We start from the raw sequence: 24,484 nt of genomic DNA on the forward strand, positions 1-24,484 counted from the left end.
CTTGTTTAGTTTTCAAAGAACTTGTTTGCCACTCTCTCAAAGCGACCACTTAAATATATCATATATCTCTATCAATAGTCAACATTTTTCTTGAAAAACATTTAATTTTTTTAAGAAGTTTTGCTGTGAAAGAGATAAAAAATAGAGCCTCTTTTTGCTCCTTTGAAAGATTAACACATATCTATGAAAAAAGCATTATAAATTTCAAAAAAAATCATGTTTTTTCAAAAAAAAATAAAGCCGGTGAAAAACCGGCTTTATTTTTACTCAGATTGTTCTTGGTCTGACTCTATGTTTTCTTCACTATTCTCTTCATCATCTTCTGGTGATTGTTCAACTAATGCCACTGTAGCGACATGTTCATCATCACGTAGACGAATCAGGCGGACACCTTGAGTGACACGGCCTGTTGTCGAAATGTCTGAAACGGCCATACGAATGATGACACCGCTCCCTGTAATAATCATCAAGTCTTCTTCAGCTTCAGCATTGGTCGCCTTCACTGTGACAAGCGGACCATTGTTGTCAGTGATCTTGCATGTTTTAAGACCTTTACCGCCTCGAGTTTGAACACGATATTCTTTTTCAGGCGTTAATTTACCATAACCTCTTTCGGTGACGATCAATACGTTTGCATCTGGCTCAAGGATTTCCATTCCAACGACGATGTCATCCTCAGAAAGTGTGATCCCTTTGACCCCAGCTGCCGTACGTCCCATTTCACGAACATCTGTCTCGTCGAAACGAATCAGCATCCCCTTTTTCGTCCCAATGATGATTTGTTTTTCTCCATTTGTTAAACGAACGGCCATCAGTTCATCTTCGTCACGCAGGCTCAGTGCAATAAGACCATTGTTTCGAATGTTTGCAAACTGAGACAATGATGTCCGTTTCGATACACCGTGTCTTGTTGTAAAGAAGAGGTACGAATCTTCATCAAATTCGCTTACTGGGATAATGGCGTTAATCCACTCTCCTTTTTCTACTTCAAGGAGGTTAATAATCGGAATCCCTTTCGCTGTTCGACCAAATTCAGGAATCTCATACCCCTTCGCACGATAGACCTTCCCTTTATTGGAGAAGAAGAGGATCGTATCGTGGGTCGATGTCGAGATCAGTTGTTCAACGAAATCATCCTCGTTGGTCCCCATTCCTTGGACACCTTTACCGCCTCTTTTTTGACTGCGGTATGTTGATGCAGGCAGACGCTTAATATAACCATTATGAGTCAGTGTAATCACAATGTTCTCAACAGGAATCAAGTCCTCATCTTCGATTGTTTCAATACCCGCTGTCACAATTTCAGTTCGACGCGTATCATTGAAGCGCTCTTTGATTTCTATTAATTCTTCTCTGATGATTTCAAGAACTTTCTCATTGTCTGCTAGGATGGCTTTTAATTCAGCAATCAAATCAACAAGTCCTTTATATTCATCTTCTATCTTCTCTCGTTCTAAACCAGTCAAGCGCTGGAGTCGCATATCAAGAATGGCCTGTGCCTGTTTTTCAGACAAGCTATAGTTTTCCATCAAACCATTTCTCGCAATTTCAGCGGTTTGAGATCCTCTAATTAAGGCAATGACCTCATCTAAGTGATCAAGTGCAATTCTCAAGCCTTCTAAAATATGAGCTCTTGCTTCTGCTTTACGCAGTTCATACGCCGTTCTTCTGCGAATGATCACTTTTTGATGCTCAAGATAATATTCAAGACATTGTTTCAGTGATAAAACCTTTGGCTGTCCATCAACAAGCGCCAGCAAGTTGATACCGAATGAGGTTTGAAGTGTCGTTTGTTTATATAGATTGTTTAATAGAACATGGACATTCGCATCTCTTCTCAGCTCAATGACAATACGCATACCATTACGATCCGACTCATCACGCAAATCTGTAATGCCATCAATCTTTTTATCACGGACAAGATCAGCGATTTTTTCAATCAAACGGGCTTTGTTGACCTGGTACGGAATCTCATTGATAACAATGCGCTGTTTACCGCTAGATGTCTCTTCAATATTCGATTTCGCTCGTAATGTAATAGAGCCGCGCCCTGTTTCATACGCCTTCCGAATACCGCTTCGACCAATGATTTGTCCTGCTGTTGGGAAATCTGGTCCTGGGATGATATCCATAAGCTCATGTGTTGTCATTTCAGGGTTTTGACTGATGGCCAATACCCCATCTATTACTTCACCTAATTGGTGCGGCGGGATATTGGTCGCCATTCCTACAGCAATTCCTGTCGCTCCGTTGACTAATAAGTTCGGAAATCTTGCAGGCATCACCATTGGTTCTCTTTCACTGCCATCATAGTTATCTTGATAATCAATGGTATCCTTTGTGATATCACGGAGGATTTCCATAGAAATCTTAGATAGGCGCGCCTCGGTATAACGCATCGCCGCTGCTCCGTCTCCATCGACTGAACCAAAGTTTCCATGACCATCAACTAACATATAACGATAGTTGAAATCTTGCGCCATCCGAACCATTGCTTCGTATACAGCGCTATCACCGTGAGGATGGTACTTACCGATAACTTCCCCAACGATACGTGCAGATTTCTTAAATGGTTTATCGCTTGTCATTCCTAGGTCATTCATCGCATACAAAATTCTCCGATGCACAGGCTTCAATCCATCTCGTACATCTGGTAATGCACGCGAAACAATAACACTCATTGCATAATCTAAAAAGGACGTACGCATTTCTTGACTGATATTCACTTCGCGTACATTCGGTGTATGTTGTTCACTCACTATAAGAACCTCCCTTTACGTATCACATGAAATAAATTATGTGGGAGTAAAATATGTATTTATCTTCACAAGATTATTCTTCATTATATCAATAATCTCTGCTTTATACACATTAATTTACTAGAAAATCAACGAAACATAGAAAACCAGGACATTCGTTTCACAGGCCTGAATCTTGAAAAACAACCTTATTCCAAACAAGAAATAAGGTTGTTCTCAAGGGGACCTATCTAAATATCAAGATTTTTCACGTATTGTGCATTTTCTTCGATAAAGTTTCGTCTCGGTTCTACTTTATCTCCCATCAGCATTTCAAATGTCTCATCAGCATCAATCGCATCCTCAAGCGTCACTTGAAGAAGTGTTCTCGCACCAGGATCCATTGTTGTTTCCCAAAGCTGAGTTGCGTTCATTTCTCCAAGACCTTTATAGCGCTGAAGTCCAGGTTTTGGTGTTTGAGGCCATGTCTTTAGCAGCTCATCTAGCTGTTTATCGTTATACACATACTCAACACGTTTACCTTGCTGCACTTTATATAAAGGCGGCTGCGCAATATACACATAACCGTTTTCAATGATTTCACGCATGTAGCGATAGAAGAACGTTAAGAGCAGCGTGCGAATATGGGCACCATCGACATCCGCATCCGTCATGATCACAACTTTGTGATAGCGAGCTTTCTCTAAAGTGAAGTCTTCACCGATTCCAGTTCCTAACGCTGTAATCATAGAACGAACTTCGTTGTTAGATAAAATTTTATCTAGTCGTGCTTTTTCAACGTTTAGGATCTTTCCTCTTAGCGGTAAAATGGCCTGGAAGTGACGATCACGACCCTGCTTAGCAGATCCGCCCGCAGAATCTCCCTCTACGATATAGAGCTCAGAGATAGAAGGATCTTTAGAAGAACAGTCTGCCAATTTCCCAGGCAGGCTAGAGACTTCCAGTGCACTTTTACGTCTTGTCAGCTCACGTGCCTTTTTGGCTGCCATTCTTGCACGAGCTGCCATCAGTCCCTTTTCTACGATTTTCTTCGCAGAATCCGGGTTCTCTAGCAGGAATTTCTCAAGTGCTTCAGAGAAAAGAGAATCTGTAATGGTTCTCGCTTCTGAATTCCCAAGCTTCGTCTTCGTTTGACCTTCGAATTGTGGGTTTGGATGTTTGATGGAGATAATAGCCGTTAAGCCTTCGCGCACATCTTCACCACTCAAATTCGAGTCTCCATCCTTGAATACGCCATTTTTACGAGCATAATCATTAATGACACGCGTCAGACCCGTTTTGAAGCCAGCTTCGTGTGTTCCGCCTTCATACGTATTGATATTGTTGGCGAAAGAATAGATATTGCTTGTATAGGAATCGTTGTATTGTAAAGCAACTTCAACAGTGATTCCGTCTTTTTCACCCTCGATGTAAACTGGTTCTTCATGAACCACTTCTTTCGAGCGATTTAAATGTTCCACATAGCTCTTGATACCGCCTTCGTAGCAGTATTCATTTCTACGCTCTTTTCCTTCGCGTAAGTCCTCAATGATGATGTTAACACCTTTTGTTAAGAAGGCTAACTCGCGTACACGATTGGCAAGTGTGTCGTAATCAAATTCAATGGTTTCAGTGAAAATTTCTGTATCTGGCACAAAATGAGTGGTTGTACCTGTTACGTCTGTTTCACCAATAATTTTTAGATCGCCAACGGGAACTCCGCGTTTAAATTGCTGATGATGAATCTTTCCATCACGATATACTGTCACGTCTAAGGTTGTAGATAACGCATTTACAACAGACGCCCCTACACCATGCAGACCGCCAGATACTTTATAACCGCTGCCGTCAAACTTACCGCCAGCGTGAAGAACAGTCATAATGACTTCTACTGCAGGTCGTCCCATCTTTTCATGAATCCCAACAGGAATACCGCGGCCATTATCTTTTACTGTAATGCTATTATCTTTTTCAATTTGCACTGTAATGTCTGTACAATAACCAGCTAATGCCTCATCAATACTGTTGTCGACAATTTCCCATACAAGATGGTGAAGTCCTTTTGCATTGGTTGCCCCAATGTACATTCCTGGACGTTTTCTAACAGCTTCTAGCCCCTCGAGCACCTGTATCTGATTTTCATCATAACTATTATGTTGCTGTTCCATTGCCACGTACATTCACCTACACTTTTCTTAAACGATATATTTATATGAATTGAGCTTTTAGACTTCAATTTCAATCACAAATGAAGCACGTTTTTTGAGCGTGCTTGAGGAAAGAGGAGAGTAATACACGGATTTAGTTGTGACGACGATGGATTTGGGTGTCCCTTGTGACAACGAAATGATTTGTTCCTCTTGTTTTTGAAGAAATTCCTCTACAACAGAAGATGATCTCATTTTGTAATCAACAATTGCGACAATCTCTCGTGTAGAAACAACACAATCATCACCTAAATGAATATACAAGACTCACACCTCATTTATCAGTCAATTACTTTTCCACTGGCTACTCTGAAAATTTCCGCTTCTTTCAGGGTAGCGTGATCGATGCCTTCAACACTTGTTGTCGTGACGAAGGTCTGTACACGTCCCTGAATGGTATGGAGCAAATGAGACTGTCTGTAATCATCAAGTTCAGATAAAACATCATCGAGTAGAAGAATTGGGTATTCACCGATTTCTTCATGGATCAGATCAATTTCTGCAAGCTTTAGTGAAAGAGCTGTTGTTCTTTGCTGCCCTTGAGAGCCATATGTCTGAACATCCCGACCATTCACAAAGAAAAGAAGGTCATCTCTGTGAGGCCCCCACAGTGTCACCCCTCGGTCTATTTCTCTGTCCCTTAGTTTCTGAAACGATTCTTCATAGCTATTCTTTATTTTCGACAAGTCTGACGCTTCTGATACCTCTATCGCTGTCTGGTATTGGAGCGTGAGTGTTTCTAGCTCTCTAGAAATCCCAAAATGCAACGGCTGCGCCCATTTTTCAAGCTGTTTCGTAAAAGTAAGTCGTCTTTTGACAACTTTTGCTGCCGCATCAATCAACTGCTCTGTTAAAACCTCCAGCATCGCTTGATCCTTTTGCTTTCTTGTTTGCAATTGCTTCAAGTAATGATTTCGCTGAGAAAGGATTTTTTGATAGAGCGATAAATCATGTAAATAGACAGCAGAAACTTGTCCAATCTCCATGTCGAGGAATCTTCTGCGAATTTGTGGGCTGCCCTTCACAAGGCTCAGATCCTCTGGTGCAAACATGATGGTGTTTAAAGCACCAACATAATGACTAAGTTTCTGTTGTTCAATGTGATTGACCTTTCCCTTTTTTCCTTTTTTTGAGATCACGAGCTGCATTGGGAGTGGACCGTTTTTTTTGATGACTCTACCTTCTATTTTAGCATAGTCTTTGTCCCATCGGATAAGTTCTTTATCATTTGACGTACGATGAGACTTTGCCATCGACAATACATAGATCGCTTCCATCAAGTTCGTTTTACCTTGGGCGTTCTCACCGATCATGACATTGACCTTATTGTCGAATTGAAGTTCGGTGTGTTCATAGTTTCGGTATGAGGTTAACGCCAGACTTTGAATGTACATGTATTGTCACCCGTTTCTAATTCACAACTTGAAATGTGCCATAACCTTCGATCTCGACAACATCTCCTGGGTATAATTTACGTCCCCGTCTATTATCTGGCTCTTGATTAATGAACACCTCATGTTCACTTAAAAACCATTTCGCCATTCCGCCAGATTGGATGACTTCGGCTAATTTCAAAAACTGCCCTAATGTAATCATTTCTGTTTCAATGGTTATAAGATTAGGCATTATATCGACCTCTTTCAATATCACTAATATCTAATTGTACTAAAAAACAAGACAAGAAGGAAAGGGGGAAAGCGAACTGGGATGAAAGAAAGCATGGTAAACGAGAAGAAAAGCTGCTGTGCACTCACACAGCAGCCATTTTAGATGAGCTTAATACGTTCTTACTGGAAGAATCAATTGCAAGATTGAATCATCATTCGGCGTGCGTAAAAGGAATGGTCTCATTGCACCAGTGAAGCTTACATGAATCTCAGTTCCCTCTAATACTTTTAAAGCATCCAGCATATATTTCGGACTAAAGGAGATCTTTAGGTCCTCCCCTTTAATGTCATCCGCTTGAACCGTTTCAACCACTTTACCAATTTCAGGCGAGTTAGAAGAGATTTCAAGACTTTCCGCAGGATCAGCAGACAGTTTCACAACGTTATTACGTCCCTCTCTTGCCAAGAGTGACGCACGATCAATCGCTTGAAGGAATTCTTTCGTGTTCACCACGACATCCGTTTTACTTTCTTGCGGGATAAGGCGAGCTGTATCTGGGTAATTACCATCCAGCAATCTTGAGAAGAACAGCACGTTTTGTGCTTTAAAAAGAACTTGCGTTTCTGTAATGACGATGCTCACAAGATCTTGTCCATCATCAAGAATTTTGCTTAGCTCAGTTAAACTCTTCCCTGGAATGACCACATTGTATGAACTTTCCTCGTTAATATCTAACTTCGCTTTTCTTAAAGCAAGACGATGGCTATCCGTTGCCGTGCATATTAATTCACCTTTTTCCACCTTCCAGTTTACACCTGTCAAGATAGGGCGTGTTTCTGAGGTGGACACTGCAAAAACGGTTTGACGAATTAAGTTTTTAAGCAGATCTGTTGGAATTTGAAAAGCATGGTGTTCTTCGATTTGTGGTAGATGTGGATATTCTTCAGCATCTAAGCCGTTTAGATTAAATTCTGCTGAACCAGAGCGGATGATGGTCAAATGGTTTTGTTCTACTTCAATTTCGACAGTAGACATTGGCAATTTCTTAACGATTTCGCTAAAAAAGCGGGCCTGCAGCACAATACTTCCCGGACGATCAATTGTAATGACTTCTAAATCCCCATCTCTTTTAGGAATAAAAGATTCAATTGAGATATCAGAGTCGCTTCCTGTTAGAGAAACCCCCTCATCAGATGCAACAATTTTAATCCCGGTCAAAATAGGAATCGTTGTTCTAGAGGATACGGCCTTTAATACATCTTGGACACCTTCAACAAGACGATCTTTTTGAATCGTGAATTTCATAGTGGTCCTCCTAAATTTTCTTAATGACATGTATATATATTTATTTAATAAAAATCGTAGAAGTACTAGTAGGGCCTGTGAATATGTGGATAAGTCGGTAAAAAGAAAGGAAAGACAGCCTATCCACATGTGGACAGACTGTGTATGACCATGCTGAAGTTATTCACATTTTCCCGTACTAATCATATCAGCTTGTTTATTTTAATTGTTCTTTGATCTCTTTGACATGCTGCTGAAGCTGTTCATCTTCAACGATTAATTTCGAAATTTTCTCATGAGCATGAATGACTGTCGTATGATCACGTCCGCCGAATTCTTCTCCTATTTTAGGCAGAGAGGAATCAGTCATTTCTCTAGAGAGGTACATGGCAATTTGTCTTGGATAAGCAACTGATTTCGTACGTTTCTTCGCTTTGAAATCTTCTAATCGAATATTAAATTGCTGCCCTACAATTCTTTGAATATCTTTAATCGTAATGATCCTTGGCTTTGATGAAGGAATGATGTCCTTTAGGGCCTCAGCTGCTAGATCAGCATTGATGTCTTTATTAATTAAAGAAGAGTAAGCAACGACACGAATCAAAGCACCCTCCAGCTCACGAATGTTGCTGTCGATTTGATTGGCAATATAAAGCATGACTTCATTCGGTATGTCTAAGCCTTCTGCTTTTGCCTTTTTTCGCAAGATCGCAATACGCGTTTCTAGGTCTGGCGGGGTAATGTCTGTAATTAGACCCCATTCGAATCGTGAGCGCAATCTGTCTTCAAGTGTCGGAATTTCTTTTGGCGGCCTGTCACTAGAAATGACGATTTGCTTACTTTCTTCGTGAAGTGTGTTGAATGTATGGAAAAATTCTTCTTGTGTTTGTTCTTTTCCTGCTAAAAATTGAATATCATCTATCAAAAGTACATCTACATTCCGATAGCGATTACGGAAGTCGACAGCCTTGTTGTCTCGGATTGAGTTGATAAATTCATTTGTAAATTTTTCAGATGATAGATAGACCACTTTGGCTGATGGATTATGGTCTATGACGTAATGACCAATCGCATGCATCAAGTGGGTCTTTCCTAAACCAACGCCCCCATAAATAAAGAGCGGGTTATATGCTTTTGCTGGTGCTTCTGCCACTGCGAGTGAAGCGGCATGAGCAAAACGGTTGCCTGAACCAATAACAAAAGTATCAAATGTATATTTTGGATTCAGCATATTTTGTGGAATTTCAACAGGCTCTTCTTTAGACATTTTTTTAATTGGAGACTTTGGCATGGCTTCCTCTTCGTTCTGATTTTGAGGAATAATAAATTTGATGCTGAGCTCTTCACCTGTCAGTTCATAGATGGTATCTGCAATTAAGTGAAGATATCTTGACTCCAGCCAGTCTCTAGCAAATTCATTAGGTGCAGTAATTGTGAGTGTATCTCCTTGAAGAGAATGGGCTTTTGTCGACTTCATCCATGTTTCAAAACTAGGTTTGCTCAATTTTGTCTCTATTTTTTGAAGTGCTTTATTCCACAGATCCAAAATATTTTCCATAAGGCCTCTCCCCCCTCCTTTTCTTTTTAAAATGACCAGTATCAAACTGTTATAGAACACGAAAAAGAGCAAATGGTCATTACCATTCGTGCACATACTTTGTTGAAAACAATTAATATAGTAGAAAAACGTCTTTTCGACAAATTACACAAGTTGTGGATAAACAATTCAACAAGCTGTGCAATAACTTTCCACAGGTTATCCACAACTTGTGGATAATATAAATAGGTCAGATAAGTAATTAAGAGTTAAAACACAAATATAATATCAAAATAAACGAGATGGTGCAATGGGTGTCACAAACTTATCCACAAACTTTACATCCTGTTGAAAAATAATTATCCACATCGGTTATTTGTGTGCAAAAAATGTCGATAATGGATGTGGATAGTCTAAATATGCTAGAAAAATATCCACAGCCTTGTTTTGGAGGTCTTTTAGGAGGAAAAAAGAATAAAATGCTGGAAACTGAAAAAGAAGGTTTCTTCACTTGATAAATTGTGTTATGCTTATAAGGTTGATAATAAGAGTTTTATCATTGATATTGACAATCGATAGGTTACACAAATATAATGAGTTAGACTGTCTTAAACAGCTATTCCTCAGGGAGGTGTCATAAATGAAAAGAACGTTTCAACCAAATAACCGTAAGCGTAGTAAAGTTCATGGCTTCCGCAGCCGTATGAGTTCTAAAAACGGACGTCTAGTTTTAAAGCGACGCCGCAGCAAAGGTAGAAAAAAATTATCAGCTTAGGCCACTGAATAATGTCAGTGGTCTTTTTTACATAAAATCGTAAATGAACTGTCAGTTTTTATCGGAGTGGAAGAAGACATGAAGAAGCGAAACAGGCTAAAAAAAAATGAAGAGTTTCAAAAAGTGTTCAAAAAAGGTCAATCAATGGCTAACCGCCAATTCGTTATTTATCAGCTGGATCAACCGAATCAAGATGAACTGCGTTTAGGGTTGTCTGTCAGTAAGAAGATTGGTAATGCAGTGATAAGAAATCGAATTAAACGTCTGATCCGTCAGGTGTTTTTAGAAGAAGGTCATAAGTTAAAGCAAGAAAAAGATTATATTGTCATTGCACGAAAACCAGCGAGTGAATTGACCTTTGAGGAAACAAAGAAGTCTCTCCAACATTTATTTAGAAAATCCGCTGTTTATCAACAACAACCGAAAAAGTCTTCGTAATAGAAACTTTCGTTGAATCAATTTTTAAAAGCGCTTCCTTCATCTAGTGAATTAAAATGAAACCACCACTTTGTAATGAAAAAATGTTACCATACTGATTAGGTGAGTCACTTTCGTAATCAATTCCAACTTAAATAAAGTTTGAAGTAATGGGAGGAATCTTGTTGAAAAGGCGATTATTACTAATATTTAGCTTGATTGGCGTGTTGGTTCTATTGGCAGGATGTACACAAATCAATGAACCAATTACATCAGATAGTAAGGGATTCTGGAATTCTTATATTGTTTACCCACTATCTCAATTAATCACGTACATGGCAAATTTGACTGGTGAAAACTATGGTGTTGCGATCATTATTGTTACACTGTTAATTCGCTTGCTTATTTTACCATTAATGATTAAACAGTTAAGAAGTACAAAAGCAATGCAGGCATTGCAGCCTGAATTGAAGAAGCTTCGTGAAAAATATAGCTCTAAAGATCAAAAAACACAGCAGCAGCTTCAGCAGGAAACAATGGCTCTTTTCCAAAAAAATGGTGTAAATCCATTAGCAGGGTGTTTCCCGATTTTAATTCAGATGCCAATCTTAATCGGTTTTTATCATGCGATTATGAGAACAGCTGAAATTAAAAAGCATACATTCTTATGGTTTGACTTAGGCAGTCCAGATCCATTGTTTCTATTACCGATTATTGCGGGTGTAGCTACTTTCATTCAGCAGAAGCTGATGATGGCTGGAAATCCTTCGGACAACCCTCAAATGGCAATTATGCTTTGGGTCATGCCGATTATGATCATTGTGTTTGCAATCAGCTTCCCAGCAGCACTTTCACTGTACTGGGTTGTAGGTAACATTTTCATGATTATTCAAACATTGGTGATTAGAACACCTCAAGTACAAGTTGATACAAAAGAAAAAGTTGGCGGGAATAAAAAATGAAGGAAATAACTGCTGTCGGTCGTACAATCGAAGAAGCAGTAGATTCCGGACTTAAACAAATTCAGCTACTACAAGAAGAAGTAGATATCACAATAGTAGATGAAGGAAATAAAGGGTTTTTGGGATTATTTGGTAAAAGACAAGCTGTTGTTAAGTTAGTAGAAAAGAGAGATGCTCTTAAATTAGCTACACAGTATTTAGATAAAATTGTTAAATCAATTGATCCTAAAGCAAAAATTGTTTCCAAGAAGGAACCGAAAAAGATTTCTTTCCACATTGATGGAGATAAAACGTCATTAATGATTGGAAAAAGAGGACAAACTTTGTACTCTTTAGAAACATTGGTACAGTTAGTGTTTAATCGTTATTCCGATCAATATCACCATATTACAATCGATATTGGAGATTATAGGAAAAAACGTCAAGAAGCACTTGAACAATACGCCATCAAGACGGCAAAACGTGTTTTAAAAACGAAGAGAAAGGTCCATTTAGAACCTATGCCTTCGAATGAACGAAAAGTCGTTCATGATACGATCGCCGCTTTTTCTAAAGAACTTGCTACAGCATCGGAAGATACAGGCAGCAAACGTCATGTTGTGGTGCTGTATAAAAAATAGCAGAAAGGCTAAGATTCAGCAAAGCTGGATTTTAGTCTTTTTTTATTGAAAAATTCCCTTTCTATAGAAGATTCACCCTTTATTTCTAAAAAGTTAGCGTGTTATTTGGATGAAAAACGCCGTTTTTACAATGAAGTAAAGGGATGTAGGCGTTTAAATTTATTGGATTTAGGTGTAAGATGTGAAGATAAGTTGAGAACGTCGTTATTCACATGTGGATAAGTTAAGTGTTAAAATAGACAAGGTGCAAAGCTGTGGATAATTAGATATTGGATACTTTCGCTTCGCTTTCATTTGTGGTATCTTTAAATTTTGGATTAAGCGTTTTTGATATAGAGATGGACAACGTCCATTTAATAGATAAAAGACTGTCTATTAAAGAGAAAGAGGTGAATGAGCGGTGGATACAATTGCAGCAATTTCTACACCAATGGGTGAAGGGGCAATTGCGATTATTCGTTTAAGTGGGCCTGATGCGGTACAGATTGCTGATCGTATGTATAAGGGGCCTAAGGAGAAAAAACTTGTATCCGTGGATTCCCATACCATCCATTATGGTCATATCGTGGATTCTAGTACTGAGCAAGTAATAGAAGAGGTCATGGTGTCGGTATTAAGAGCGCCAAAAACATTTACGAGAGAAGACGTTATTGAAATCAACTGCCATGGCGGAATTGTGACGGTAAATAAAGTATTGCAGCTTGCTTTAAGAGAAGGAGCAAGATTAGCGGAGCCAGGTGAGTTTACAAAACGTGCTTTCTTAAATGGAAGAATCGATCTGTCTCAAGCTGAAGCCGTAATGGACTTGATTCGTGCAAAGACAGACCGTGCGATGAATGTAGCGATCAATCAAATGGAGGGACGTCTCTCCGGTTTAATTAAACGACTTCGCGGTGAGATATTGGAGACACTCGCCCATGTTGAAGTAAATATAGACTACCCAGAGTATGACGATGTCGAAGAAATGACACATCGAGTCTTAGTTGAAAAAGCGACATCTGTGAAAAAGGAAATTGAATCGCTGCTGACGACTTCGCAGCAGGGGAAAATTCTTCGTGAGGGCTTATCCACTGTGATTATCGGAAGGCCGAATGTTGGGAAGTCTTCCTTGCTGAATAGTCTTGTACAGGAAACAAAGGCGATTGTGACCGATATTCCCGGAACAACGAGAGATGTCATTGAGGAGTATGTGAATGTAAGAGGCGTACCTCTTCGTCTAGTAGATACTGCGGGTATACGTGAGACTGAGGACATTGTTGAGCGTATAGGGGTTGAACGATCTAGACAGGTCTTAAAAGAAGCTGACCTGATTTTACTTGTGCTTAATTATAGTGAGGAATTATCAGAAGAAGATATTAAGCTTTTTGAGGCTGTCTCCGGTATGGATATCATCGTGATTGTGAATAAGACAGATCTTGAGCCTAAGCTTGATGTAGAAGAGGTCAAGCAGCTAGCGAAAGATCGTCCGGTGGTCACAACATCATTATTACAAGAAAAGGGGATTGATGAGCTTGAAATGGCGATTCAATCACTATTCTTCACAGGTTCAATTGAAAGTGGAGATTTAACGTATGTAAGTAACACAAGGCATATTGCGCTCCTTCAGGCAGCAAAACAATCAATTGAGGATGCTCTTGAAGGAATTGAAATGGGCGTACCGATAGATATTGTTCAAATAGATTTAACACGTTGCTGGGAGCAGCTAGGTGAAATTATTGGGGATGCTGTTCATGAAAGCTTAATTGATCAGTTGTTCTCTCAATTCTGTTTAGGAAAGTAAAGGGAGGAACATAAGAAATGGGTTATGAAGCTGGCCAATATGACGTCATCGTCGTCGGTGCCGGTCATGCTGGTGTTGAGGCTGCTCTTGCTTCTGCAAGACAGGGCGCCAAAACACTTGTATTGACTATCAACCTCGATATGGTTGCTTTTATGCCATGTAATCCGTCAGTAGGTGGTCCCGCAAAAGGGATTGTCGTCAGAGAAATTGATGCACTAGGCGGAGAAATGGCACGAAATATAGATAAGACGCATATTCAAATGCGTATGCTGAATACTGGGAAGGGACCTGCTGTCCGTGCGTTAAGAGCGCAAGCAGATAAGTTCCAATATCAGCACGAAATGAAAAAAACAATGGAAAATGAACCAAACCTGACAATGCTACAAGGTATGGTGGATCATTTAATTGTAGAAGATGATGAATGTAAAGGTGTCGTTACACAAACAGGGGCGAATTATCGTGCGAAATCTGTTGTCTTAACGACTGGTACTTTCTTAAAAGGCCGCATTATTTTAGGGGATCTTTCTTATTCAAGCGGCCCTAATAACCAACAGCCTTCAATTAAATTATCAGATCATCTAGCAGAATTAGGATTCGATTTGGTTCGTTTTAAAACAGGAACACCCCCTCGAGTGAACAGCCATTCGATTGATTATAGTAAGACAGAAATTCAACCTGGTGACGATGTACCACGGGCGTTCTCCTATGAAACGGTTGAATATATTACAGACCAATTACCATGCTGGTTAACATACACGAGTTTAGAGACGCATCAAATTATTGACGAGAATCTTCACCGTTCTCCAATGTATTCAGGTATGATTAAAGGAACTGGTCCTAGATACTGCCCTTCTATTGAAGATAAGGTCGTTCGTTTTAATGACAAACCAAGACATCAAATTTTCTTAGAGCCAGAAGGTCGTAATACGCAGGAAGTATATGTGCAAGGTTTGTCTACAAGTCTTCCTGAAGATGTACAACAGCGTATGCTTTCAACCATCCCAGGACTTGAAAATGTACAAATGATGCGAGCGGGTTATGCCATCGAGTATGATGCAATTGTGCCTACACAGCTGTGGCCGACACTTGAGACGAAGAAAATTTCCGGATTATATACAGCCGGCCAAATTAATGGAACGTCGGGTTATGAGGAAGCAGCAGGTCAAGGAATTATGGCAGGTATTAATGCAGGAAGAAAAGCATTAGGTAAAGAAGAAGTCATTTTAAGCCGATCTGATGCATATATCGGTGTTCTCATCGATGACCTTATCACAAAGGGAACAAATGAACCTTATCGTCTTTTGACATCTCGTGCAGAGTATCGTCTACTCTTACGTCATGACAATGCTGATTTAAGATTAACTGAACTGGGATATAACCTTGGATTAATTTCTGAAGAGAGATTCCAAGCGTTCCAGCTGAAAAAAGAAGCCATTGAAGCGGAGAAAAAACGATTATACTCTGTCATCATTAAACCTACAGCAGAGACACAAGAATTTATTCGTTCGCTTGGTGGAAGTGAGTTGAAGGACGGCATTCGTGCAAGTGATTTGATGAAGCGTCCAGAAATGAACTATGAATCTGTTGTGCAATTAGCTCCTGCTGAAACACCACTTCCTTCTGATGTGTGTGAGCAGGTAGAGATTCAAATTAAATACGAAGGTTATATTGAAAAGTCGCTCCAACAAGTTGAAAAGCTGAAAAAGATGGAGAACAAAAAGATTCCGGATCGAATCGATTATGATGCCATCAAAGGGATTGCAACTGAAGCGAAACAAAAGCTAAAAGAAGTCCGACCGCTTTCTGTTGCACAGGCTTCTCGTATTTCTGGCGTTAACCCTGCTGATATTTCTATCCTTTTAGTGTATTTGGAGCAGGGACGTATTGCGAAGATAGCAGAGTAGAAAGGATGTCGGCATGAACATTGATCAATTTAAAGCAGCACTAGAGGAGAAAGGGATCACTCTTTCTCCTGTGCAGCTTGAACAATTTGAAACTTACTTCCGCATGCTTGTAGAATGGAACGAGAAGATGAATTTAACGTCCATTACAGAAAAGGAAGAAGTATATTTAAAGCATTTTTATGATTCGATATCAGCAGCATTTTTTATTGATTTTCACAATGTGACAACGATTTGTGATATTGGAGCTGGTGCTGGTTTTCCAAGCATTCCTCTTAAAATTTGTTTCCCTCATCTACATGTGACCATTGTAGATTCTCTCCAGAAACGAATTACGTTTCTCAATGAGTTAGCAAAAGGGTTAAACTTACAAGATACTACTTTTTATCATGATCGTGCGGAGACCTTTGGCCAACGTAAGGAACAGCGTGAAAGCTATGATCTTGTCACTGCTAGAGCAGTTGCGCGTTTATCCGTCTTGAGCGAACTATGTCTGCCTCTTGTGAAAAAGCAAGGATTGTTTGTTGCGTTAAAAGCGTCTGCAGCTGATGAAGAAATGCAAGCAGGCAAAAAAGCCGTCACTGTCCTCGGAGGAGAGGTTGTTGAAAAGCATTCCTTTGTTCTTCCTTTAGAAGAAAGCGAACGGAACATCATTGTCATTGAAAAGAAAAAACAAACACCAAAAAAATATCCTAGAAAACCAGGAACACCTAATAAATCACCAATAGAAGGTTGATCATGTAAAAGGTCGGTTTTTCTTCAATATTTATGATTTTACAGAAGGAAAAAACATGAGAAAATAGAATTATAAAAAGGTAGTTTTTAAAGGTGGTGTAGGTTCATGAAGCATTCACTCTCACGCTTCTTCGGGCTTGGTGACAAAGAACATCCTGAGCGTGAAACCGAAATAGAGGAAGAGATTGCTGAGCATGATACATTAAAGGAAGAGATACAGGAGCTCCCGGTCGACACAATTATGCCTAACCGTTTTCAGCCACGCACCATTTTTTCAGAAGAAAAGATACAAGAGCTGGCCACGACTATTCATACCCATGGCATTATCCAACCTATTGTTGTCAGACCAACAGAAGAAGAAGGAAAATATGAACTGATCGCCGGCGAAAGACGTTGGAGAGCGGTACAAACTCTTCAATGGGAGAAGATCCCCGCTATTATAAAAGATTTTACTGATACGGAAACGGCATCTGTGGCATTGATTGAAAATTTGCAAAGGGAAGAGCTGTCTGCTATTGAAGAGGCTCATGCTTATGCACGTCTTTTAGAGCTCCATGATTTAACGCAAGAGGCGCTTGCTCAGCGTTTAGGCAAGGGACAATCAACTGTTGCCAACAAATTAAGACTTTTAAAGTTGCCTGAAGAGGTACAGCAGGCCATTTTGGAGAAAAAAATCTCTGAGAGGCATGCACGTTCACTTGTACCCCTAAAGCTTCCAGAATTACAAATCGCGCTATTGCAGGAAATCATCGAAAAGCAGCTGAATGTGAAACAGACTGAAGAGCGTGTAGTGAAGATGCTTGAACAAAAAACAGATCGCAAACCGAAGCCAAAACGTAAGGCATTTAGTCGAGATACACGAATTGCGATGAATACCATTCGCCAGTCTCTCCACATGGTAGAAGACAGCGGACTTAAAATAAATACCGAGGAAGAAGAATTTGAGGAATACATCCAATTAACGATTCGAATTCCTAAATAGAGAAAAGCTGATGAGATCCACTCGTCAGCTTTTTTTGTCTGCCTTTCTTCAAAGTTCATAACATTTACTTATTATTGATTAATTGGTAAAATATGATTCTCATAGTAGAAAGGAGGTGACATCTATTCAATGAATATGAAAAAGACAATTTTTGCTATTATCTGTTATTTACTATTCTCTCTTTCTCTTTTTTCAAATGAAACGACTATATTCGCTGTGAATACGCCACCGAGCCAAGAGGTTCATGATTCAGAAGAAACAATTACGAAGGAAGAACTGAACGTCCTGAAGGAACAAGGCGTGGTTTCTAAAGAGGTAACAGTTCAACAATTAAATCAAGAGCATGAGTCTCAGGACGATACGATTGACTTGATCACAGCTGATGATGACTTGAAGAACTATGGCTTACGACAAAACAAGCAGGATGAGATGGTGACTGATGAAAAGCCGCATACCATTCGCCACCTTTTAGGAAAGCCGTATCCCGGTACCAATATTATGCCTAAAAAAGGGGATATATTGGTGACAAGCACTGGTGCTTTGAATGGTTTAATTGGTCATGCAGGTATCGTCATTAACGAGAAAAGCTATGCCTCCATTCCAGGGTTTCGACAGCACCCAAATATCGATTCCATTCATAGCTGGTTTCGCTATAGTGCCAACACAAAGGTGATTCGGATCAACCACGAAGAAAAGGCGGATCTTGCAGGAGAATGGGCACACGATTACGTGAAAGACCATCCGAAGGCTCGATACTCCATCACAATGTCGATCCAATCATTGGACCCCACATACTGTTCAAAGATTGTGTGGCAGGCCTACGCTAAAACAGGTGACGCTGTGGGACATGCGACATTTACCATTAAGGCACCCTATGGATTTTTGAAAAAGAAAAGCTATAAAACAGTGACCCCTAAGGTCATTGTGAGCGAAGGCCGCAAAATTGGCGGATTAAACTTTTGATATGTGCCCTCACTTTTATTAAAGTGGGGGATTTTTTTATTTCTCAGTATATCGATATTCAACAAAAAGATATACTAATATATTTTTATGTGTGTTTTTATTCATTTAATCATGTACGAAAATAGACATTCGTCGACGAATTTATAATGGAGAAACAAAAAAAGCAAACGTTTCATACTTTTTTTGATAGAATAGAAAGTAAGAATGAATGAGAAACTTGTTAAGTTGAAAGTGGGTGACATCGTGGGAAAAATCATAGCGATTACCAACCAGAAGGGCGGCGTCGGGAAGACGACAACTTCTGTTAATTTGAGTGCGTGTTTAGCATACATAGGAAAAAGAGTGTTGCTAGTTGATATTGATCCGCAGGGCAATGCCACGAGTGGTATTGGGATTGAGAAGGCCGACGTAGAGAAGTGTGTGTACGATATTTTAGTTGACGATGCAGATGTACTTGATGTGATTAAGACGACAGAGGTCGAAAATCTTGATGTCATTCCTGCGACGATACAGCTTGCAGGTGCGGAAATTGAGCTTGTGCCTACGATCTCACGTGAAGTGAGGCTGAAGAGAGCACTTGAATCTGTTAAGCAAAATTACGATTACATGATTATTGACTGCCCGCCATCACTTGGATTACTGACGATTAATGCGTTAACTGCATCCGATTCCGTTTTAATACCGGTTCAGTGTGAATATTATGCGCTTGAAGGATTGAGTCAATTGTTAAATACAGTTCGTCTCGTGCAGAAACATTTAAATACCGATCTTGCCATTGAAGGTGTCTTACTGACGATGCTTGATGCACGAACAAATCTTGGGATTCAGGTCATCGAAGAAGTGAAGAAGTACTTTAGAGATAAAGTCTATCAGACCGTGATTCCGAGAAATGTGAGACTCAGCGAAGCGCCTAGTCATGGAAAGCCTATTATCTTGTATGATCCACGTTCAAGAGGTGCAGATGTCTATTTAGACTTAGCAAAGGAAGTGGATACGAATGGCTAAAGGTCTTGGAAAGGGTATTAATGCACTATTTAACAACGTAGATGCAAATGAAGAAACTGTCGAAGAAATCAAAATTAAGGATCTGCGTCCGAACCCGTATCAGCCAAGAAAAATGTTCGATGAAGAGGCATTGTCCGATCTCAAAGAGTCGATTCAGCAGCACGGTGTTTTACAGCCGATTATTGTGCGGAAATCGATTAAAGGATATGACATTGTAGCAGGTGAGCGCCGATTCCGAGCAGCGCAACAAGCTGGTTTAATAACGATTCCTGCGATCGTCAGAGAATTTTCAGAAACGCTGATGAGAGAGATCGCTCTTTTAGAAAACTTACAGCGTGAGGATTTATCTCCATTAGAGGAAGCGGAAGCCTATGCTTCCTTGCTAGATCACTTAAGTGTGACTCAAGAGGAATTAGCGAAGCGATTAGGTAAGAGCAGACCACATATTGCGAACCATCTTCGTCTTTTGACATTACCAGATGAAGTACAAGAGTTAATTGCCAATGGAACGTTATCAATGGGACATGGACGTACGCTGCTTAGTTTGAAAAACAAAAAGAAGCTGGCTCCATTGGTAAAGAAAATCGTGGATGAGGGTTTAAATGTACGTCAGGTTGAGAAACTTGTTCAGCAATTAAACGAAAATGTTCCACGTGAAACAAAGAAAAAAGAAGCACCAAAGGATCGAATATTGAAAGAAAGAGAGTCTTTCTTACAAAATTACTTTGGTACTCCAGTGACGATCAAGAAACAGAAGAAAAAAGGGAAAATTGAGATTGAATTTCTCTCAAACGAAGATTTAGAAAGAATTCTTGAATTGCTTTCTGCGAGAGAATCCTCAGAGTGACCATCTTGATACGAGATGGTCTTTTTTATATTCTCCCAGTGATATTTTGAATAGGGGTGAAGAGAGATCGACTTTTTTCTCTCGTCCAATCCATTTGATCAATGTGAGATAGACTTTCAGAAAGTGTATTGGCCATAGACATGACAAGGTGAAGACGTGTATTTTGTAGAACGAAGTATTCCATAAAACCGCTCACGTTGACGATTCCATTGATATGAATATCTCCTACCTCTGGCAGCTCCTTTTGCACACCTGCCCCAGGCTTTAACGGCCCATCTCCAATCTGAAAGGAACCTACACTTTTCACTCTTCCTAAACAAGCATCAACAGCTACAATAAACGGATGTTTATGAGCTTGTTCAATTTCAGCGAGCTTTTCTTTTAAATTGACCGCATGAACTGGGTCAGAGAGCGTTCCGTATACATGAAGCTTTTTCAAATCCAGACCTGAAAGTTTTGTGCCAACAAGTGGACCTAGAGAGTCGCCAGTTGAGCGGTCTGTTCCAATACAAACGATGGCAACGGGTCTTTTTCCTGCTTTCTGAAGATGCGAGAATAAAATACTTTTAAGCTGTTGAATGGCATTTGTATCCGTATGGGACACGTATTCTTTCACCCTATTTCTTAAAAAAAGACCGTTCTTGCTATTCATAGGTCTCACTTCCTTGTCATAGTAGTTAGTAACAGTATACGGAAACAAGCTTAATTCTATACCTATGAGGTGATGATTGTGTGGAAGGCTGGTTCAAGGTGGACGCTTTTAATTTTAGGAAGCTTAATAGGAGCGGGATATGCTTCTGGTCAAGAAATTTGGCAGTTTTTTGGCCTTGATAGTGGACTAGCCATTCTTCTGTTTACATTGATGTTTATGCTGTCTACCTATGTGGTGTTAAAAATTAGTTATGAGGTACGTGCCGATCACTTTGTGCCAGTGTTAGAGCGGCTTGTAGGACCATGGCTGGCTAAAGTATATGACATTTTAATCGTTCTATATTTATTCACGACAACTACGGTCATGATTGCCGGTGGCGGGGTTACACTTGAGATGTATCATGTACCATTTTGGATTGGCATCGGTGCGTTTTGTTTTTTTTCATTTATGATTTTTTTCTGGGATGTGAAAGGGCTCTTATCGGTGAATGCTTTCATTATACCAATTTTGGTGGTGGGGCTCATCTATGCGTTTGTTTTTTATTATATGAATCATGATCATATGTGGAGGATTGATTTTGGGCAGCAGTACAATTGGCCAGCCAGTATTGTTTTTGCCTCTTTGAATATATTATCTGTTGTTGCGGTGCTGTCTTCGGTTGGGAAAGAAATGAAGGGGCTCGGAGAAGCCAAGGTGGCCAGCATATTAAGTGGTCTGATTTTTGGTGTGATCTCTTATGTGTACAACGAAATACTGGTTGATATTTCTGGAAGTCTTTCAGCAGAGGGAATTCCTTTGTTTACAGTATTAGAAGGGGCGCCGACGTCATTGTTTGTGTTTATGACAGTCGTCCTTTGTCTAGCGATTTATACGACGACAGCCGCAGGTTTATTTGGTTTATCCAGCCGGATGCTCTCTGTTGTACGAATGCCTCGCTGGTTGATTGTGTTTGTTATGCTTCTTTTGATGGCGCCCTTAACATCTCTTGGATTTGCCGATTTGATTGCTTTCTTGTATCCGATTTATAGTTTGTTGAATCTTTATTTACTCGTCTGTTTAATGCTATATCCGATTTTAAGCAAAAAGATATTTTTTCAGTCTAAAAATTATATTGATAAAATAAAATAAGCGCCTCTCTTGGCAAGAGAAGCGCTTATTTTATCCGAATTGAATCGATGGCGTCTTTGATGTCGTCATATACAGGCATTTGCTGAAGACGCTGAATGCGTTCCTCTAATTCTGAGATGGCTTGTCCTTTTAAATGCTGGGATAAATGCTGTTTGACAATGGTTGTCTGGTTCAACATGTCTTCTGTTTTGGACAGTTGATACTCCAAGTGTACGCGAGTGTTTGCTAATTCGTCATGAAGCCGCAATTTCAGCAGTCGCTTTAGATCCTTTCGCTGTCCTTCTCTGCGTATAGCCTGAATGGCGGCGATTTCTTCAGGAGATTGCGATTGTGTATGAGGTGCAGATTGATTTTCGAATACAGACATGGAGCGGCGAGCGCTCACATTTTGCAAGAAACGCTGGGCGTCACTAGGAGGTTTATTTTGATTGATCATTTGGCGACTCCTTTCTTAATGAATACTCATCTGCATCGCAAGGCGTCTATCTGCCTTGGCATAGTCATCACCCATTGTGTAGAGATGTCTTGAAAGGGTGGCAAGTTCTTGTTCGTAATCTCTAAGGGTGTACAAGGCATTCAGTTGTTTTTCATGTGAATAAAAGGATGAATGCTGCTGCTCCATCCTTACTTCCTCTAACAGTGCTTCCACATCAGTATGACTTAATAAATCATAGTGGCCAAAGCCGACAAGTCCTTTGAGCTCTTGTTTTACATGGTGGACGGCTTCTTTTACACTTTCATCGATTCCATCGATTTTCTCAAATATGGTGTGTACCTCATGTTCAATAATGCTTTGTAGATCATAAGATGAATTCTTTAGTAAATGGGATTTTATGATAATTTCAAGACCGCTTTGTGCATATGCACGGCCCAAATGAATTTCTTGTAAAAGCATGGTTGTAAAACTTGTATTGTGATCAAGCTGTTCATCTAAAATACGGGCAGTTCCATTAGAATGGAATTTATACCCATTTACTTCGAAATCTCCTGATACGAGAGCTAAAAATGCATTTGTATCAAATGATTCGTTCCATTCTATATTCATAGACGCAAAGGCTGATTTTAAAAAGGTGTCGATTTCTCTTTGTTTGTATTTATTGGATTCTTGGACTGAGCCTTGCTGCCGAGGTGGTACAGCGTACTTTACTTGTCCAACCCCATGATCGTGACGATTGAGTAAACCTACGTAATGAGTAGGCTGAATATATTCAGTGAGAACATGAGTATATGTACCTTGCAGCGCCTTTTGCTGAATCGAAGGCAACAGGCTGCCCCATATATTTGGACTATCAAAGGTGACGGCTTTTTTGACAGCTGGCTGTTCTGTTGCAATATAAGCACAAACAGCACCGGCAAGGGCTTGTCCAGTGAGATGGATGGCTGCATTAGGGTGCTTCTGACAGACTTGTTCTATGTATTCTTTCCCTTTAAAAAAGACATGATCTTGATTCCCAGCTAGGGACTTTCTTTCAATAGGATAGGCATAATCCGTTTTGAGCAATGATTGTGTCGCCGATTGCACATCTTGTGATGATGTGACCGTCATTTGCTTTGGCAGCGGACAGTGAAAAGCAACAATGAATTCGTCTGAATGTTCCTGCTGCATCGTTAAACCATATAATTTATGATCGATCTTTAGAAAATCGTGGACAGTGAGCGTTTGCTGACCTGTTTCTATCGTATGGTGCAGCTGGTAATTGTCTATGTTTCCAGCATGATCGGATATGATTTTATATTCTTTATCAGTTAATCTATCCTTTCGATTGACCATCATACCTGCTCCCTCACATAACATTTATGCAGATATCATAAATCAAAAAATATGGAAAAACCACAGCGTTCTACCAATAAAAACCTTTTGGCCTAGAGTGTTTGTGACAATATTGAAAAAAAGCGGAGTTTAAGTAACTATTGGTCACAAATAAAATGATCTAAAAGAAGGGTTTTTTCTATAAAAAAGAACGAGATTGACGAATGAAAGAGGCTCTTTATTTTGTGCATTGCCCTTCATCGTCGTTTTTTTGTACAATAGATTCAATGAAGTGAGTAAGAGAGGTGAAGGCTGATGGCAGACAAAGCGTTTGGGTTACACGACGTAGTTGAAATGAAAAAACCCCATCCATGTGGTGCCAATCGGTGGAAGGTGATTCGTTTGGGCATGGATATTCGCATTAAATGCGAAGGCTGTGGGCACAGCGTGATGATTCCAAGAAGAGATTTTGAACGAAAAATGAAGAAAATTCTTGTCAAGCATGAGGAGCCAACTGCTTAGTAGGCCTCATGCTTTTTTTGATTAAATTTGTATATTCTATAGGAGAAACAGATGCAATTTCTCCTTTTGTA

The 24,484-nt window shown here is 39.8% G+C and carries 23 protein-coding genes; 13 read left to right on the forward strand and 10 right to left on the reverse strand.

Annotation, left to right across the window (positions count from 1 at the left end; translation table 11 throughout):
* Positions 1-263 precede the first annotated feature (263 nt).
* The 7 genes from gyrA to dnaA all read right to left on the reverse strand — a co-directional run bounded on the left by gyrA (position 264) and on the right by dnaA (position 9,395).
* Complete coding sequence (gene gyrA, locus BA70_RS14875) at positions 264-2,759, reverse strand: DNA gyrase subunit A (RefSeq protein WP_034323831.1); 2,496 nt, start codon at positions 2,757-2,759, stop codon at positions 264-266.
* 230 nt (positions 2,760-2,989) lie between these two features.
* Positions 2,990-4,906 (reverse strand): DNA topoisomerase (ATP-hydrolyzing) subunit B, encoded by a 1,917-nt coding sequence (gene gyrB, locus BA70_RS14880; protein WP_034323919.1) that lies wholly within the window; start codon positions 4,904-4,906, stop codon positions 2,990-2,992.
* A gap of 57 nt (positions 4,907-4,963) precedes the next feature.
* Entirely contained in the window at positions 4,964-5,209 is a 246-nt protein-coding gene (remB, locus tag BA70_RS14885) for an extracellular matrix regulator RemB (protein WP_024718423.1), read from the reverse strand.
* 17 nt (positions 5,210-5,226) lie between these two features.
* Positions 5,227-6,339, reverse strand: a complete 1,113-nt coding sequence (recF, locus tag BA70_RS14890) for a DNA replication/repair protein RecF (protein WP_034323835.1) — start codon at positions 6,337-6,339, stop codon at positions 5,227-5,229.
* Between the two features lie 16 nt (positions 6,340-6,355).
* Complete coding sequence (yaaA, locus tag BA70_RS14895) at positions 6,356-6,571, reverse strand: S4 domain-containing protein YaaA (protein ID WP_008360916.1); 216 nt, start codon at positions 6,569-6,571, stop codon at positions 6,356-6,358.
* Between the two features lie 150 nt (positions 6,572-6,721).
* Positions 6,722-7,858, reverse strand: coding sequence for a DNA polymerase III subunit beta (gene dnaN / locus BA70_RS14900; RefSeq protein WP_034323837.1), 1,137 nt, complete (start codon positions 7,856-7,858; stop codon positions 6,722-6,724).
* Between the two features lie 196 nt (positions 7,859-8,054).
* Complete coding sequence (dnaA, locus tag BA70_RS14905) at positions 8,055-9,395, reverse strand: chromosomal replication initiator protein DnaA (protein WP_034323840.1); 1,341 nt, start codon at positions 9,393-9,395, stop codon at positions 8,055-8,057.
* A 619-nt stretch (positions 9,396-10,014) separates the two neighbouring features.
* Between dnaA and rpmH the strand changes: the two genes are divergently transcribed.
* The 11 genes from rpmH to BA70_RS14960 all read left to right on the forward strand — a co-directional run bounded on the left by rpmH (position 10,015) and on the right by BA70_RS14960 (position 20,361).
* Entirely contained in the window at positions 10,015-10,149 is a 135-nt protein-coding gene (gene rpmH / locus BA70_RS14910) for a 50S ribosomal protein L34 (RefSeq protein ID WP_008360908.1), read from the forward strand.
* Between the two features lie 78 nt (positions 10,150-10,227).
* Complete coding sequence (rnpA, locus tag BA70_RS14915; RefSeq protein ID WP_008360906.1) at positions 10,228-10,587, forward strand: ribonuclease P protein component; 360 nt, start codon at positions 10,228-10,230, stop codon at positions 10,585-10,587.
* Positions 10,588-10,751: 164 nt separating this feature from the next.
* Positions 10,752-11,528 carry a YidC family membrane integrase SpoIIIJ gene (spoIIIJ, locus tag BA70_RS14920; RefSeq protein ID WP_034323842.1) on the forward strand — a complete coding sequence of 259 codons (777 nt, stop codon included), beginning with the start codon at positions 10,752-10,754 and terminating at the stop codon, positions 11,526-11,528.
* Positions 11,525-12,148, forward strand: a complete 624-nt coding sequence (jag, locus tag BA70_RS14925) for an RNA-binding cell elongation regulator Jag/EloR (RefSeq protein ID WP_034323845.1) — start codon at positions 11,525-11,527, stop codon at positions 12,146-12,148. Before spoIIIJ ends, jag begins: the two co-directional genes overlap by 4 nt.
* A 400-nt stretch (positions 12,149-12,548) precedes the next feature.
* Positions 12,549-13,928 (forward strand): tRNA uridine-5-carboxymethylaminomethyl(34) synthesis GTPase MnmE, encoded by a 1,380-nt coding sequence (gene mnmE, locus BA70_RS14930; protein ID WP_034323847.1) that lies wholly within the window; start codon positions 12,549-12,551, stop codon positions 13,926-13,928.
* Positions 13,929-13,945: 17 nt separating this feature from the next.
* On the forward strand, positions 13,946-15,832 hold the full coding sequence (mnmG, locus tag BA70_RS14935; protein WP_034323850.1) for a tRNA uridine-5-carboxymethylaminomethyl(34) synthesis enzyme MnmG: 1,887 nt from the start codon (positions 13,946-13,948) through the stop codon (positions 15,830-15,832).
* A 13-nt stretch (positions 15,833-15,845) separates the two neighbouring features.
* Positions 15,846-16,565 (forward strand): 16S rRNA (guanine(527)-N(7))-methyltransferase RsmG, encoded by a 720-nt coding sequence (rsmG, locus tag BA70_RS14940; protein ID WP_034323852.1) that lies wholly within the window; start codon positions 15,846-15,848, stop codon positions 16,563-16,565.
* A 105-nt stretch (positions 16,566-16,670) separates the two neighbouring features.
* Positions 16,671-17,546: a nucleoid occlusion protein gene (gene noc / locus BA70_RS14945; RefSeq protein ID WP_034323854.1), complete on the forward strand. Its 876-nt coding sequence runs from the start codon at positions 16,671-16,673 to the stop codon at positions 17,544-17,546.
* 129 nt (positions 17,547-17,675) lie between these two features.
* Positions 17,676-18,509: an orthopoxovirus pf05708 family protein gene (locus BA70_RS14950; protein WP_034323856.1), complete on the forward strand. Its 834-nt coding sequence runs from the start codon at positions 17,676-17,678 to the stop codon at positions 18,507-18,509.
* A 243-nt stretch (positions 18,510-18,752) separates the two neighbouring features.
* Positions 18,753-19,514 carry a sporulation initiation inhibitor protein Soj gene (gene soj, locus BA70_RS14955; RefSeq protein ID WP_034323920.1) on the forward strand — a complete coding sequence of 254 codons (762 nt, stop codon included), beginning with the start codon at positions 18,753-18,755 and terminating at the stop codon, positions 19,512-19,514.
* Positions 19,507-20,361: a ParB/RepB/Spo0J family partition protein gene (locus BA70_RS14960; protein WP_034323858.1), complete on the forward strand. Its 855-nt coding sequence runs from the start codon at positions 19,507-19,509 to the stop codon at positions 20,359-20,361. The genes soj and BA70_RS14960 overlap by 8 nt, the downstream gene beginning before the upstream one ends.
* Positions 20,362-20,386: 25 nt before the next feature.
* On the opposite strand, the gene yyaC is transcribed toward BA70_RS14960, so the two are convergent.
* A complete protein-coding gene (yyaC, locus tag BA70_RS14965; protein ID WP_034323860.1) occupies positions 20,387-21,013 on the reverse strand; it encodes a spore protease YyaC in 627 nt (208 codons plus the stop codon).
* Between the two features lie 72 nt (positions 21,014-21,085).
* Between yyaC and BA70_RS14970 the strand changes: the two genes are divergently transcribed.
* On the forward strand, positions 21,086-22,141 hold the full coding sequence (locus BA70_RS14970; protein ID WP_078061737.1) for a YkvI family membrane protein: 1,056 nt from the start codon (positions 21,086-21,088) through the stop codon (positions 22,139-22,141).
* 25 nt (positions 22,142-22,166) lie between these two features.
* Here the strand turns inward: BA70_RS14970 and BA70_RS14975 are convergent, their stop codons facing one another.
* Both BA70_RS14975 and BA70_RS14980 read right to left on the reverse strand, forming a co-directional pair.
* On the reverse strand, positions 22,167-22,577 hold the full coding sequence (locus BA70_RS14975; RefSeq protein WP_034323865.1) for a hypothetical protein: 411 nt from the start codon (positions 22,575-22,577) through the stop codon (positions 22,167-22,169).
* Positions 22,578-22,592: 15 nt separating this feature from the next.
* Positions 22,593-23,912, reverse strand: a complete 1,320-nt coding sequence (locus BA70_RS14980) for a hypothetical protein (protein WP_034323868.1) — start codon at positions 23,910-23,912, stop codon at positions 22,593-22,595.
* Positions 23,913-24,206: 294 nt separating this feature from the next.
* On the opposite strand from BA70_RS14980, the gene BA70_RS14985 reads away from it, so the two are divergent.
* Complete coding sequence (locus BA70_RS14985; RefSeq protein WP_008347561.1) at positions 24,207-24,413, forward strand: DUF951 domain-containing protein; 207 nt, start codon at positions 24,207-24,209, stop codon at positions 24,411-24,413.
* Positions 24,414-24,484 lie beyond the last annotated feature (71 nt).

It is taken from the genome of Bacillus zhangzhouensis (assembly GCF_000715205.1).
GTDB classification, from domain to species: domain Bacteria; phylum Bacillota; class Bacilli; order Bacillales; family Bacillaceae; genus Bacillus; species Bacillus zhangzhouensis.